The organism is Schlesneria sp., from assembly GCF_036405755.1.
GTDB lineage: Bacteria > Planctomycetota > Planctomycetia > Planctomycetales > Planctomycetaceae > Schlesneria > Schlesneria sphaerica.
The window spans coordinates 1-12,413 of record NZ_DASWWZ010000456.1 but is presented as its reverse complement, the minus strand read 5'-3'; the positions used below and the strand labels follow the sequence as shown (position 1 = coordinate 12,413).

At 58.0% G+C, this 12,413-nt stretch carries 19 protein-coding genes; all 19 read right to left on the bottom strand.

The window, feature by feature from the left end:
• Window positions 1-712 (bottom strand): hypothetical protein (locus tag VGE80_RS15645; protein ID WP_440593313.1); only part of this gene is annotated, 712 nt, incomplete at its 3' end.
• Window positions 713-725: 13 nt separating this feature from the next.
• Window positions 726-2,438, bottom strand: a complete 1,713-nt coding sequence (locus VGE80_RS15640) for a thioredoxin domain-containing protein (RefSeq protein ID WP_440593312.1) — start codon at window positions 2,436-2,438, stop codon at window positions 726-728.
• A gap of 54 nt (window positions 2,439-2,492) precedes the next feature.
• On the bottom strand, window positions 2,493-2,936 hold the full coding sequence (locus VGE80_RS15635) for a hypothetical protein (protein ID WP_440593311.1): 444 nt from the start codon (window positions 2,934-2,936) through the stop codon (window positions 2,493-2,495).
• Between the two features lie 96 nt (window positions 2,937-3,032).
• A complete protein-coding gene (locus tag VGE80_RS15630) occupies window positions 3,033-4,163 on the bottom strand; it encodes a hypothetical protein (RefSeq protein ID WP_440593310.1) in 1,131 nt (376 codons plus the stop codon).
• A gap of 379 nt (window positions 4,164-4,542) precedes the next feature.
• Window positions 4,543-4,746 (bottom strand): helix-turn-helix domain-containing protein, encoded by a 204-nt coding sequence (locus VGE80_RS15625; RefSeq protein WP_440593309.1) that lies wholly within the window; start codon window positions 4,744-4,746, stop codon window positions 4,543-4,545.
• 17 nt (window positions 4,747-4,763) lie between these two features.
• Window positions 4,764-5,102, bottom strand: a complete 339-nt coding sequence (locus tag VGE80_RS15620) for an ASCH domain-containing protein (protein ID WP_440593308.1) — start codon at window positions 5,100-5,102, stop codon at window positions 4,764-4,766.
• Window positions 5,103-5,120: 18 nt separating this feature from the next.
• Window positions 5,121-5,615 carry a hypothetical protein gene (locus tag VGE80_RS15615; RefSeq protein ID WP_440593307.1) on the bottom strand — a complete coding sequence of 165 codons (495 nt, stop codon included), beginning with the start codon at window positions 5,613-5,615 and terminating at the stop codon, window positions 5,121-5,123.
• A gap of 18 nt (window positions 5,616-5,633) precedes the next feature.
• Window positions 5,634-6,071: a hypothetical protein gene (locus tag VGE80_RS15610; RefSeq protein WP_440593306.1), complete on the bottom strand. Its 438-nt coding sequence runs from the start codon at window positions 6,069-6,071 to the stop codon at window positions 5,634-5,636.
• A gap of 35 nt (window positions 6,072-6,106) precedes the next feature.
• Window positions 6,107-6,499 (bottom strand): DUF559 domain-containing protein, encoded by a 393-nt coding sequence (locus tag VGE80_RS15605; protein WP_440593305.1) that lies wholly within the window; start codon window positions 6,497-6,499, stop codon window positions 6,107-6,109.
• A complete protein-coding gene (locus VGE80_RS15600; RefSeq protein ID WP_440593304.1) occupies window positions 6,447-6,782 on the bottom strand; it encodes a hypothetical protein in 336 nt (111 codons plus the stop codon). Before VGE80_RS15600 ends, VGE80_RS15605 begins: the two co-directional genes overlap by 53 nt.
• Window positions 6,779-7,249, bottom strand: a complete 471-nt coding sequence (locus tag VGE80_RS15595; protein WP_440593314.1) for a DnaA ATPase domain-containing protein — start codon at window positions 7,247-7,249, stop codon at window positions 6,779-6,781. The genes VGE80_RS15600 and VGE80_RS15595 overlap by 4 nt, the downstream gene beginning before the upstream one ends.
• A gap of 58 nt (window positions 7,250-7,307) precedes the next feature.
• Window positions 7,308-8,195 (bottom strand): hypothetical protein, encoded by an 888-nt coding sequence (locus VGE80_RS15590; protein WP_440593315.1) that lies wholly within the window; start codon window positions 8,193-8,195, stop codon window positions 7,308-7,310.
• A gap of 27 nt (window positions 8,196-8,222) precedes the next feature.
• Window positions 8,223-8,594: a hypothetical protein gene (locus tag VGE80_RS15585; RefSeq protein WP_440593303.1), complete on the bottom strand. Its 372-nt coding sequence runs from the start codon at window positions 8,592-8,594 to the stop codon at window positions 8,223-8,225.
• Between the two features lie 9 nt (window positions 8,595-8,603).
• Window positions 8,604-9,029 (bottom strand): hypothetical protein, encoded by a 426-nt coding sequence (locus VGE80_RS15580; RefSeq protein WP_440593302.1) that lies wholly within the window; start codon window positions 9,027-9,029, stop codon window positions 8,604-8,606.
• Window positions 9,030-9,045: 16 nt separating this feature from the next.
• Window positions 9,046-9,918 (bottom strand): DNA adenine methylase, encoded by an 873-nt coding sequence (locus VGE80_RS15575; protein ID WP_440593301.1) that lies wholly within the window; start codon window positions 9,916-9,918, stop codon window positions 9,046-9,048.
• Window positions 9,915-10,616, bottom strand: a complete 702-nt coding sequence (locus VGE80_RS15570) for a hypothetical protein (RefSeq protein ID WP_440593300.1) — start codon at window positions 10,614-10,616, stop codon at window positions 9,915-9,917. The genes VGE80_RS15575 and VGE80_RS15570 overlap by 4 nt, the downstream gene beginning before the upstream one ends.
• Before the next feature lie 106 nt (window positions 10,617-10,722).
• The gene (locus tag VGE80_RS15565) at window positions 10,723-11,295 is read right to left on the bottom strand and encodes a hypothetical protein (protein WP_440593299.1); all 573 of its coding nucleotides are present in this window, start codon (window positions 11,293-11,295) and stop codon (window positions 10,723-10,725) included.
• Between the two features lie 7 nt (window positions 11,296-11,302).
• Window positions 11,303-11,521: a hypothetical protein gene (locus tag VGE80_RS15560; protein WP_440593298.1), complete on the bottom strand. Its 219-nt coding sequence runs from the start codon at window positions 11,519-11,521 to the stop codon at window positions 11,303-11,305.
• Window positions 11,522-11,523: 2 nt separating this feature from the next.
• Window positions 11,524-12,413 (bottom strand): hypothetical protein (locus VGE80_RS15555; protein WP_440593297.1); only part of this gene is annotated, 890 nt, incomplete at its 5' end.

The following is a 12,413-nucleotide window of genomic DNA, read 5'->3' as shown; positions in this document are numbered from 1 at the left end:
CATGATGGAACTTGTTTGACTTGAGGTCGTAAAGATCCGTGATCCGATTTCCAGCAATACGCAGGTCGCTAGCGGTGTACTCAATCCCGTCATTGATGAAGTACTCGATCGTGTTATTGAGAACCCCGATTCGGCTGCCCTCGACGTAGACACAATTCTCGAGCCCCGTCAGGTAGCACTTCGAAACCGTGAGATCCGTGCCACGCAACCACAGCCCATAGAACGGACAGCGTTTTTGCCACTCGGCATCCCCCCAGGTCGCGGGATCCGCCGCAGTACGAATTGAGCAACCTTCGACCGTGACACCCTCAACGTCGGTCAGCCGAAAAACGATAGTCCAGTCCGGCAGAACAGCGTCCGGAGTCTGGACCGTCAGATTTCGGAACGTCCAGTTTTTGAGACCTGGACCGCCCGACAGTTGTGAGAGAGTCGGCTTCTGTCGGTCCGCGGCTTCGATCGTCACTGATGACAGAGTCGATGAAATCCGCACGGCACCATGATCACCCGACATCAGCCGAATCGTGTCCCCCGATCGCAGGGGGGACTTCGCATTACCAAGGGCACTCTGCAACGCCCCCCAGGGATTCGCGGCCGTTCCGTCCCCCTTGCTGCTCCCGTTGACCGGGTCACAGTACCAATCCGCAGCGGGCCCGTTCGCTGCGGTACTGACAATCAGCAGGAAGACGACAGCTTTTTGAATGGCTCTCAGCATGAGAAAACGTCCCTTACTTCAGCTTGACCCCAGTCGGCGTACGCAGCCGCTCACGATCAAACCCGGTGACTCGATCGACCTCGTTCCCGGCCTTGTCCAGGTACACCAGACAAGGCAGGTCATTGACTCGATATTCCGCCTGTAGGCCTCGATGCCGCTCCACGTTGATCATGCGGATATCTGCGTCTGGCGATTCCGACATCGTCAGCCCGGCCGCTTTCACTTTGGGGGCGAGATACGCCTTTTGGGTGTCACAGATGCCGCACCAGGGAGCCGTAAAGAACAGGCACTGCTCAGACCGGTCGGGGCTTGGCTTGCTCTTCCGGGCCGTCTGCTGCACGGGACGCCGGACGGTCAGCGAATCCCAGGACTCGGGCAACTCATCCTCCGCCTGGGAAGTGACTGCTCGTCGCTGCAGCGCAGACGACCAATCTGGTTCCGGTCCGATCGCCCGGACCGTCGGAGATGCCGGAGCCCGTTTAAGGGCGACGGCGAAATCGATTTGCTGCGCGTCTGCGACGTTCGTAATAATGGCCGCAAGCATCGCGACCAGGGCGGCGGTTCGACGTCGTCCGACCCCGCCCAAGCTGAAAACCACTGCTCCTGAGATCACTAACAACACACTGGCGAAAAAGATAAATGTGTCCATGTGAGGTACCTCCCTTTCTGGGGGTTGAGGAGGTTCGACCCCGATGGATGTCACGGGGGCCCGAACGTCCCGACGTCGTAACAGGTCATCCCAGCGAAGCGATTCCGCTGGGAATCCGTCGAAACTGCTGAAGGCCCAGGAATCGCCCTCGCGGCAGATCCGATCCACATCAGAGAAGCGAATCCAGTACCCGCCCGGAGGCTCACCCTGCAGCGGCTGGGGATGAGCGTTCGGACCCCAAGAATTGAGGCAGTAGAAGTATTTATTGGACCCCGATCCGTCGTACCCAACGAGACACTGCTGATGTGCCCAACTCGTGTTTCTGTTGGCGACTCTCCGGCCGTCCACTGTCCCGATGCTGGTTGTCCCCCACCAACTTGAAGCGATAGTCACCGGGTACCCGTTACAGATCGCGTCCCGCGCTTCGGCCGCTGACTTTACTTGTGCGATCGATTTGACCAGGAACTGTTTCGCCTCGTCGCGTGCCCATTGCGGCGGGCCTTTATCGCCCCACATCCGGGCAATCGATCCCGAATACGGTGGGACATCTTTGGCATCAGCACGCAGAACTCCATGCTTCTGGACTCCCTCGGCCGCGTAGGCGCCGACGGAACCATCGCCGCGGAAGTTACTCCCGTGAGCTCGCCCGACGATGACACGACTGACGCCGTAAATGTAAGGAGGGTACGCGTCCCGATACTGGAACCCGGGTGGACCACGGACCAGCTGATACGCCTGCAGGTAGTTCACCGCATTGGCCGCACCCCACGAGACGCAATCGCCAATCTGCTGGGGGATGTTCGGCGCGTGGGATCCACGGACAGCGAGCATCGCATCCCAGAGCCGGACATTCTTCGTCGTGTTGTCCTGCCCATCCGCACCGACAACGACAAACGGCGGAAGATCGGCCGCAACCAACTCCGACTTCTCAGCGTGGTTGACCTCCAGCCCCAATTGATCCAGGGGGACCGAGGGGATGGCAGAGGGCTGCGGCAGCAGAGTCCAGCCGATCCCCAACAGTCCCGCGAGGACCAGACCGGCCCCGAACCCCTGCAGTAGTTTCGATTGACGATTCAACTTGTAAGCCTTTCTTACCTGTTCGAACTGTTAAGGAATACTTGACAGTTGGCCTCAGTCCCGCAGATTGGACAGCGTCCGCACCTTGGCCTTATCCCAATCGATCGCCTCATCGGCCGGGGCTTTCTGTGCGTCTCGATAGAGCTCCGTGATTTCGATCACACTCGCCTCGCGGAACGCGTCCAGTGAAGCTTCGACGTGCTGATCCACGGCGTCGGGACCCGCGTCGGGATGCTTCTCGCGGAACGCCTCAGCGATGTTGGACCGCATCGTCTGGGTAACTCGCCCATCCGGACGCCGATTAATCGCCCTGTGCTGCTGCAGGATGCTCGCCAGCAGGCAGTTCTTCACCAGTCCCATCAGGAACGGCACCAGAATGGCAATCAGTGCCGGATCGAATTGGATCGTCTCGTCATTGCGGGCAATCAACTGGTCTTCGATCTCGTGCGACAGCCGCTCTTTCCACTTCATCACACGCCCCTTCGGGACTTGCTGCATGACCGTGTCCGCTGGCCGCGAACAACCTGTCACCCAGGACCAGAACAGCACCAACGAACAAGCCCGTCGCGTAAGTCTCTGCATCACATCCTCACTTCACTTAACGGCACGTAAACCGGTGACAGCCTCCAGCAGCATCGCCCGCCATCGATCGACCGTCGCGAGCTTTCCCGCCTTATGAAGAGCCTCCATTCTGCGGACGGCTTTATTCCGAAACGCCTCCCCATCCCACGCGGGAGTGGTCGCCGCATCGAATGCGGGACCAATCGCGTTGAACACTTCCAGCGGCGTCTTCAGAGCTTCCGCTGCAATCTGTGATGCGATCGCCTCAAACGCATCAGCCAGTCGGGCCGCTTCGGCCGCTCGATTCACGGACACCACGGATAGAGCCAGCGCCTTGATCGCCGCTGGCAAACCATCAAATTCGCCAGGTGGCAGATCCGGGACCACGGGAGTCGGGACCGGGGCAGGAGGAGCTGGCGGAACAGGTACGGGCACAGGGACCGGCACCGGCACAGGTACCGGGGTCGGCTGAGGGTTCGGCACGGGGGTTGGAACAGGAGGAACCGGCGCTGGAGGAGGCCCGGGAGTCGGCTCGGGAGCAGGTGGACAGGGCATCGGACCGGGAATCGTGATCGTATGCTCGTGGTCCGAAATCCCGTCCGCATTAGCCACCATGACCCGCACGAGGTACCGGCCGGGAAATGTAGCCACCCGAACGGTTTTACCTCCTTCCAGCACGGTCAGTTGCTTCCGCCCTTCGAGCTTCGGCCAGATTCTCCACGCGAACGTGGTAGGTTCACCCTCCGACGTGGACGCATCCAGAATCACTTCCTCGCCCGGCTCGGCCGATCGCGGACCCGAAATGATCGCCCGAGGCTCAGCCGCCGCAGCTGCACCGCTCAGGCAGACAACAGCCAGCAGGCCGAGCAACTTTCGGTTCGTCGCACCCCGAAAGTCGATTTCCGGGAAGTTCGGCAACGGTGGATCTACGGGAGAATCGGGCGTCTGTGGAGTAGGTGGCAGCGACTGCTCCAACTGCATCAGGAACTTGCCCAGTTCCGAAAACATCTTGGAAGCCGCGTAAAACGCAGCCGCAATGACAACACCAGACTCAAATGACAACCCACCGACCGTCGTGGCAATAACCGCTGACGACGCGGACAGCGTCATCAGGATTACCCCCAGTCCAGACAGATAAGCCCGATACTTAATAAGCCACGACATACTAGACACTCCGCGAACGATGAATCCCCGACCAACACGCCGGGGTTAGTATTCATGCCGCTTCGCAAGAGTGCAATTCCGCTATATATCGTTGTTTCTAGTTTCTGGAATCTTCAACGACATTTTCTGTTGGCGGTATAAGAGGGGCCTGCACGGATTTGAAGCAGTGCCCACATTGCTGGCATTTATGGTTCCGGATTGGTTCATCCGTGTGTGTTACCGGGCATTGCGTCGATCGACACCGCTTGACAGGACATTGCACGAGGACATAGTAGATCGTGCTATGGTCTATCTCGCAATCGACGTCTAGCAATAACTGCCGCATTCGAATTAGTCCCGCTTCTATATTGCATCCCGCTGATCAGTACTCGCTGGAATTTCATTTTTCGAGCATCCACTGGATCAGCGAAACCACCGTTCTGGCTTCGGGCATTGCCGTTCCTTGAAGGAACCGCGTCACCGTTGATGGACTGCATCCGATTGCCTTTGCAACCTCCTTCCCGTCAATCTGCTCTGCCGTCATGAACAACTTCAAAGCAAACGCCAATCGCGTCTGTTCCTCAGTTCTTTCAAACGTGAACATCTTCATTCTCTATGCCCTTAGTCCAGGTACCGAAATCGAATGACCGTCACTTCGTCGGTCGGCTTGCAACGCATGTTCTTGCAGAACATTTCGACGAACTGAGCGGGGGACAGGTCCGGGAATCCTTCCCTGATAACCGCCTCCTGATCGATCGCGTTGAGTGGTTCGCGGCGTGTTTCGATGACTTTCACCTGCCGGATTTTGACGGGCTTTTCGCCCCGCTTGAACCCCATACATTTATTGACAAACTGCAGGCACATCCCGGCTTCGACAAATCGCCAGCCCAGACGCCGTGTCTCGGTTTTGGTCCCGTCGTCAATCTGCGGTCGAGTCAGTGCACACGAGATATTCCGCATCAGTCAATGTCCTCCGCTTCAATCAGCCGCATACATCCAGATCACCTTTGAGCGGCCTTGCCGCCCTGAACGGGTATCCGGTCCACTTCTCGATTCACCAATCCTTGACCACCCGTCATTCTTGTAGGTCGCTCCGGTATGAAGCTTTTTGTCCTGGTAAGAGATCGCAAACGGGATTTGGAGAGGTTTGAAAACAAACTCACGCCACAACCGCAATGCAACTCGGCACAGATGCGGTGAGCAACTACACAATCTCGACAGCTCAATCGTGTTCGTCCTGTTCAGGTCCGGGCGAGCGGCGACGTTACTTCTAATCAACGTGCTCGTCGTCGTCACCGCGACAAGTTCACCCTCAAACATCAGGCCGTGAGCAGTGTCGCCCCCACCAGAGACGACCGACCCATTCATAGGCCTGTTAATTGGACCCATCTTATGACCCCACGCGAGCAAGGCGTTATTTGCTTGCTCAAGTAAGATTTCGTCGAACGTCACGAGCGGAAATAGTTTCGTCATTCGGCTCAATTCCGTTAATCACACCTGAGCGGTACTTGTGTCTTCAGACACGATTTCCCAACCAGACGAGGGACCAATTCCAACCGACGAATCTCCGTTGTCGTGCACCCACACAACATGGCGATCTACGCCCGAGTCTTGGTCGTACGCCGACAAGCCTTCGTCCCTCATCCGTTGCAGCTCTTCTGCGTCAGCTCGGAGTTCTGCGGACGCAATTTGCTCATTGATGTCGTGGGATAGCGCGGCGGCCTCTGCCTCCTGATCAAATACCATCCCGATGAGAACGGCACCGATTTGTGACTTCATTTCCGCGAACCAAGCTTCATCCGTCTGGTTAACTTGCGCCAACTGCTGAGCAGCTCCGTCCCACTCTCCCCAACATGCCAAAATCGTATGCATCGCCTCATCAATGCGCTGAGCGACGTTTTCTTTGGTGATCCGAATCTGTCTGCACATAGGTCAGTTCCGTTCATTGCAGTTCGCGGATGTCTTTACTCTGAGACCTGCGGCTGGATCCAGAACGCCGATTCGACCATTCGCACTGTGTCTTCTGGCGTCTTGTCCAAGTCGTTCGGGTGAAACCGCAGGACCTTCCAGCCCGCGATCTGAGCGATATTCAGCTTTTCCATCTGTTTCACGACGCCGTCCATGGATCGGTGACCTGTCGCTTTCCGCTGGAAGACGCCCCCGTCGATCTCAACCGCGACTTTGAATTGCGGCCAGGCGAAATCGAATCGCCATTTGCGGGTGGCATGGAACACGTACTGACGTTCCGGCAGTGGCTTGTCTGACGCGAATGCCTGCCAGAGCTTCAGAAACTGCCCCTCCCGGTCAGGGTGGGCGACTTTCGCTCGCTTGCTGTGCTTTGCCTTTGGTACCGCCACGCCGGACGGGGCCTTTTTCAGTTTTAGCCGTGCTGCTGCCATCGTCGCGTTTCCCTTCGATGTACGGTATGTCGGTGTCCGGGATCCCTCGCGGAATCGGCATCCCCGGGCGACTCAGCAGCCGCTCGCGGCGGTAGTCGAGTTGCCGTTGCTTGTCGGTACACTCCATGTAGCCCACGAGCATCTGCACAGGGACACCCGCTTCCGTCTCACCGATCCAGACCGTGTATTCTTTCCCTCGCCACGTCACTGTGTCGGTGGTCTCGTGCACGGTCGCTTTCATCGGGGTGAAACCTCCCCAACGCGGTGGACCCGTTTTGGCAGCCCATCCGTTCGCTGATCACGGCCGCCGACCTCCAGGAACGAGCCACCCGCCAGACGGGACTGGATCCGGGCGTCGAAGTGGCCGGCCAGTTCCTTCGGTTCCAGATTTCCCGTCAGAATCAGAGGCTTGCCGTTCCGCAGCTCGAGCAGCTTCCACATGATTTCGGTCCGCCACTCGTTCGAGGCCCCGACGCCGATTTCGTCGACCACCAGCAAGCTGCGGTCTTTGACCATCTCCCACGGCCCCGCCTGATGCTGAGACGACGCCTTCATCGCCTGATCCACCAGGTCGACATATCGGACAAACGTCGCGTGATGTCCGCTCCACCGGCAGTACAGCAACGCCGCCAGAAACGACTTCCCGCGCCCGGTCGCCCCGAAGATGTACAGCGGCCAGGAACGCTGCCCTGCAATCTCCCGCACGATCGTGACAGCCTGAGCGTCACACCGTTGTTCATCGAGTCGTTCGTAGCCGTCTGGTGGCTTACGACGCCACCCGTTCGGCAGTTTCGACTTGTCCGAAGGCGGCGTCGAAGACTGCGTTGAGTTCTGCTGTTTCTCGGACGTTTTTGGGTCGTTCAGATACTGATCGACCGCGGCGCCGACCGGAGTTGGATCCATTTGCAAGTACCTCCCACGATTCGACGGAATCGTCATAGTGGCCGTCTTTTAGGAATGTGATCGGGGCCCACCGAAACTCTTCGGTTTTGCCACGGGGGGACTGCACGAACAGCTCAGTCCGCTGAATCAGATGCTCCGCCGCCTCGGCCTCGCTGCATTTGATTTTCATCTGAATGTCGACCATGGCTTTCGGCCAGTAGTCCCAGCAGGCCTTCCGCCCCGACTGCATCTTGGCCGGCAGAGCGTTCCACCAGCGTTCAAACGCGTTATTCGGAGCCGTCAGGAACGTCAGGTCATCCGCTTCACGCGAGAGAGAGAAAGAATTAATACTCTTACTCTCTCTCTTCTCTGGTCCCGTTTCTGTCACGCTGTGACCGTGACATTCCGCGTGACTCTTGTCACTCTTGTCCGCTCTGGACTTCGCTTTCCTATTGGCGGAAAGTGCTCTGGTTTTAGCACTTTCGGACAAATGCCGATCAAAGTGGGGGATTACAAGCGAGCCGGAGCGGACCTGTAACCAGCCAACAGAGAGGAGCGCGGTAGCGAATCCGTCACGTCCAAACGCATCGTCAAGCAGTCGAGTTGTCACGCGTGGAGCGTGACCATCTGTCATTTGATCGTCACACCAAAACCAAAACCTCACGCACAGACCGAACGCCTCGTCCAGCGAGATCTGCAACGCATCCGCAATCCCGAAAATCTCAGGTTTGCGAGCCGTCGATTTTTCGACCTTGATCCAGTCGCCCGCCATTCACACGACTCCAGCAAGTTCTCAGTTTCAGGCTTCGGACGAGTCCCGTCCGCACCAGGCCAGTTTCTGCAGTCGCGCCGTGAATGTTTCGATCTCACTGATGAGGTCGGGAACATCGGCAGCCGTTTCTTCAACGACGACGACCCAGCAATCCGGCACGACATTCATTGGATGTCCGTCGCTAGCAACCAGGACTGCAACCTGCCTCCCTTCTGCGTTTTTGGTGACACCGGCCGCAACGAACTTCGATTGATTTGGTGCCATCCACATTCGGCAGATCGCACCAGGCTGGACGTCACACACTTCCACAGGAATTGTGGCGGGATCCTCCTCGAACTGATTCCCAAGACGCCGCCAAGACTTACGCTCGGCTTCAATGTTTGCTGCGGTTGGTTTCACTGGCCTCTCCTATTTCTCTGTCGGCTGCATCAGGCACGCGGGCTTGAAGACGCCCCCTGGGAAGTACTTCCCGATGACTTCCGCTCGCTGGCTGTGGGACATGGTTTCAATCCGCTCGAAATACCAGCCCCGCAGCAGCAGATACCGAGCTCGCATGACCTTCAGTTCATCGTCCGAATTCACCCAGCGATATTTTTCCGGGGTATTCGGCAGCCAGACACACCAGCGTGAACCATCCATCTGCACACGGCGGGGGGTCGGGATCAGCCTTGGAAATGTCGTCGCCGGGTCCTCGATCCGATCCGGCAGAACAGGGGTGAACTCAACATTGAGATCAACACACTGTGCCGCATCATGCACATCATGCCCCCCGATCGTCTCAGGCGGGAGCATCGAATTCAGGGCCTTGAGCAGGCTGGATTCTCTATCTGACATGGTTCCCTTTCGGTTCTCAGAACAGGCTTGCGGAAGAGGCCTCAACCAGGCTCTCACCGTTGATCAGTAAAACTTCCGGCGCCTCAACGACCTCTCCACCATCGCGCATCCCCTGATTCACAAGTGACTTCGTTGCCTGCAGGCGGCGCTTCGTCCAATCGGGATATAGCTCAGAAAGTTCCGGCTCGTCGTAGTAACTGACGATGACGCGTGCCTTTTTGAATCTTCCGAGTTCAGTGGCGAGCCGGAGGTGATCCTCCCAGGTGAAGTCATGGAGGTACCTTGCTCCCTTCTTCAGATATGGTGGATCCACATAGATCACGACCCCCGCCGCGTCTTCGATGCGCGACAGATGCTCGAAGATGTTCCCGCGAACGATCGTGATTCCTCGCAACCTGTGATGCCAGTCGGGCATCGACTCCACCGCATTCACGAACCGTGTGGCGGCATGCCCACCGTTCTTCGTGTACCGCATGCAGAAGCCAGCGTTGTAGTTTGCTGTGCCGGCAACTCCGTTCCGCCCGAACCACGACACCACGAAATAATGGAACGCTCGATCGATGTCCCGTGGAGCATCGCCTGCAGGTGGCAGCTCGCTCTGAATCACCTCCGCCGATTGCAGGAATATTTCTCGACTCAGCAACGTGCGATTCAGTCGTTTGTAAAGTTCAACTGCCGAGTCTTCATCCTTAAGAACGAACGCGAGGTTCGTCAGGTCCCCATGTAGATCAAGGCAGACCTCCATCGACGCGGGCGCCTTTGCGAACTCGACGGCCAGAGACCCGCAGCAAATGCCCCAGTACGCCCGATGCTTCCCGAATTCAGCGGCAATCGTGGTCCCGAGCGTGCGCTTTCCTCCGAACCAAGGAGCGAGTGACCGAATCTTCACTTCTGGGATCCCCTCTGGCTCAATACACTCAATAAGGCCGGGCCTTCGCCATTTTCGTAGAGTCGACGAGCAGCCTCTTCGGCCGTCTCAAATATCCAGTCGACTTCCATTCCTGTTTCTGGGCTGCAACCTCGCAACGGTGTGTGGTCTGCCCATCGAGCCACCCAGCAGCCATCCACCTTCCAGATCGCGGATCCGTCCGGATATCGATAATCGCCTGCAGCATCCGGAACCCCGAGGGCAAAGGAGGGCTTGGTGCCGACGGGATCCAGTGAACTCCAGACCAACACTGTCACCGGCACGGGCAGTTCCCATCTCGCACCGCTCTTGAGTTCCGCGAAGTCGAAGAACTGCCGGTCGTAAAACCCTTCCTCACCAGTCGGCCGCATGCGTGTCTGGTAGACCCTCTTGTAGACCCGAAATTCAACTTGATTCCCGTATTCTTCCGTGAGATTCTTCGCTTCGTTGATCGCGTTATCGACGCCGGTACCGGGGCCATAGAAATCATTGAAGGTCGAAAACTCCTGCAGTCTCTTGCCATTCGCGAAGGCAACGACCTTGGTTTCCACGTTTTCGAAGATGTAGTCCAACACTTGCGCGGGTGGCGGGGGTGTGACGTCCTCAATGTTCACTAAACGCCCTTTGGTGCGAACAAACTCGCCCACCGCAGGAAGCCGCACTGTCAGTTTCTCTGTCATTTGGTTTGGTACCTCTTCGTTAACGTCCAAAAAGAGCTTGGGATGGGAATCGAACCCCTCTCAACGGCGCCGCCTAGTCACCAGGCCCAAGCGAGAACTTCACCACTCAGCGGATGTCCAGAATGTCGGCCGCGTAGAGGAACGCGATTTCGGCGTTGTGCGGTTCGAGTGATTCGATATGCAGATCCGGGATTCGGGCGAGGTCTTCGCCGGTCCATTTCTGCCCATCTCCACGGCTGAACAGTGCGTCCCGCTCTGCGATGAGCATTCCCTGGTCGATTCGCCGGACCTCGTCGAACGATGATGTGAAGTCGATTCCGAACCGGGTGGCGATGGCCCCCTCAATGAGGGACTCAATCATCTCGACCTTGTCCAGCAGGCACTTGAGCGGCTTGACGATGTCACCGATGTAGGCCTCGGCCGCGTCGTGCATCAGGACCGCTCGCCGGACGTCCAGACGGCCCGGATACCAGAGCTCCGCGACCTGGGCACAGTGCAGGGAATGCTGAGCGACCGAGTAAAACCGCTCAATCTGACCCCCGAACCGGCAGATTTTGGAAAGTGCCCCGGCGATATCTTTGATGTCGATCTGCTCGGGGCGAGGGTTGAGCAGGTCGAGGTAGTGGCCTGAGCGAGTCCGAATCGTGGACCCGACGACGCCGAAAGGTGCCGCTGACATGGATGTCCTAGCGATAGTAAGGGGTTGTCCTGGGACGGCGTTCGACCGTCGGTTGTTGGTACGGGACGACGCGGACGTCCAACGTGGGGAACTGACGCTGCCAGCCTGCGCACTGTGCGGAGGCCTCGGCATCGTCGAGTTTCATCGCGTACACATCGGACCAGCCGAGACGGCTCCAGTATTCAAAGGAGCCGTCACTGGCCGTCCGTCTGATCATGCTGGCCATGGTCAGGGGGTTCCGTAGAAGACAGGTACGTAGGCAGGAGATTCGGCCGGCTCGGTGGCGTTCGTCTCCGTTGCCTTGTTCGTCAGGGCTTTTGGACGTGAATTGACGTTTGCGCGGAGCATGTCACCGAGTGCGGCCATCTCCGTATCCATCGCGTTGTTGATTTCATCCGCGATCGGGATTAGAGCGAGGCGCCCGTTCGAGGGATCCGTCTCCAGCTTGCAGACAATGACACGGCGTGCCATCAAGGCGGGGTCCGTAAACATTCGGACTTCGAGCGTCACTTGTTCGGGGATCTCCATATCGCCATTCGCCCGGATTTCGGCTTTGACCTCACTCCCGAGCGATTCGCGGTTCCGCGAAACATTGGATGTCGTGCGGCTCGCGTCCATGAAATCGAGTGTGGATAACGCCTTCAGGAGATATTCCAACGCGTCAGGCGTAATGCAGTCCGCCAGGTCGATCCGCAACATTTGGACAAATGCCTTGTGCGACACCCATGCATCATTCCGATTCTCGTCGTACCGCCGCAGCCGCTTGAGTTGAGGTGATTCGTTGAGCGCCACAGTCACGCGACCGTTTCGGGAAGGCCGCAGCCCGGACTCATCCAACACCGCAATGACATGAGTGGGGTTGTAGTAGACAACAGGGTCCGCCCCCCACTTGTCGATGGAATGCCGCACGTAGACACCCACCTGATCCACTGACCGCAGGGTCGTATTCCGGGGTTTGGTTGCGCTGGGGAATTCCTGATACGTGCCATCCGCCGAGACGATCAACTGGCGTTCATCGGGGTCACCCGGAATCGCTTTGAATGCGATTGCACCATTCGCATCTCTTGATGACGCGGCCAGCGTCGCAATTGACTGTACAACAGAGTCTGAAAGTTCCA

Excerpts from the sequence above, each read along its gene's own strand:
- VGE80_RS15635 (WP_440593311.1), bottom strand. The coding sequence starts at position 2,936 with ATGCAGCAAGTCCCGAAGGGGCGTGTGATGAAGTGGAAAGAGCGGCTG.
- VGE80_RS15630 (WP_440593310.1), bottom strand. The coding sequence starts at position 4,163 with ATGTCGTGGCTTATTAAGTATCGGGCTTATCTGTCTGGACTGGGGGTA.
- VGE80_RS15625 (WP_440593309.1), bottom strand. The coding sequence starts at position 4,746 with ATGTTCACGTTTGAAAGAACTGAGGAACAGACGCGATTGGCGTTTGCT.
- VGE80_RS15620 (WP_440593308.1), bottom strand. The coding sequence starts at position 5,102 with ATGCGGAATATCTCGTGTGCACTGACTCGACCGCAGATTGACGACGGG.
- VGE80_RS15615 (WP_440593307.1), bottom strand. The coding sequence starts at position 5,615 with ATGACGAAACTATTTCCGCTCGTGACGTTCGACGAAATCTTACTTGAG.
- VGE80_RS15610 (WP_440593306.1), bottom strand. The coding sequence starts at position 6,071 with ATGTGCAGACAGATTCGGATCACCAAAGAAAACGTCGCTCAGCGCATT.
- VGE80_RS15600 (WP_440593304.1), bottom strand. The coding sequence starts at position 6,782 with ATGAAAGCGACCGTGCACGAGACCACCGACACAGTGACGTGGCGAGGG.
- VGE80_RS15590 (WP_440593315.1), bottom strand. The coding sequence starts at position 8,195 with ATGGCGGGCGACTGGATCAAGGTCGAAAAATCGACGGCTCGCAAACCT.
- VGE80_RS15580 (WP_440593302.1), bottom strand. The coding sequence starts at position 9,029 with ATGTCAGATAGAGAATCCAGCCTGCTCAAGGCCCTGAATTCGATGCTC.
- VGE80_RS15570 (WP_440593300.1), bottom strand. The coding sequence starts at position 10,616 with ATGACAGAGAAACTGACAGTGCGGCTTCCTGCGGTGGGCGAGTTTGTT.
- VGE80_RS15565 (WP_440593299.1), bottom strand. The coding sequence starts at position 11,295 with ATGTCAGCGGCACCTTTCGGCGTCGTCGGGTCCACGATTCGGACTCGC.
- VGE80_RS15560 (WP_440593298.1), bottom strand. The coding sequence starts at position 11,521 with ATGGCCAGCATGATCAGACGGACGGCCAGTGACGGCTCCTTTGAATAC.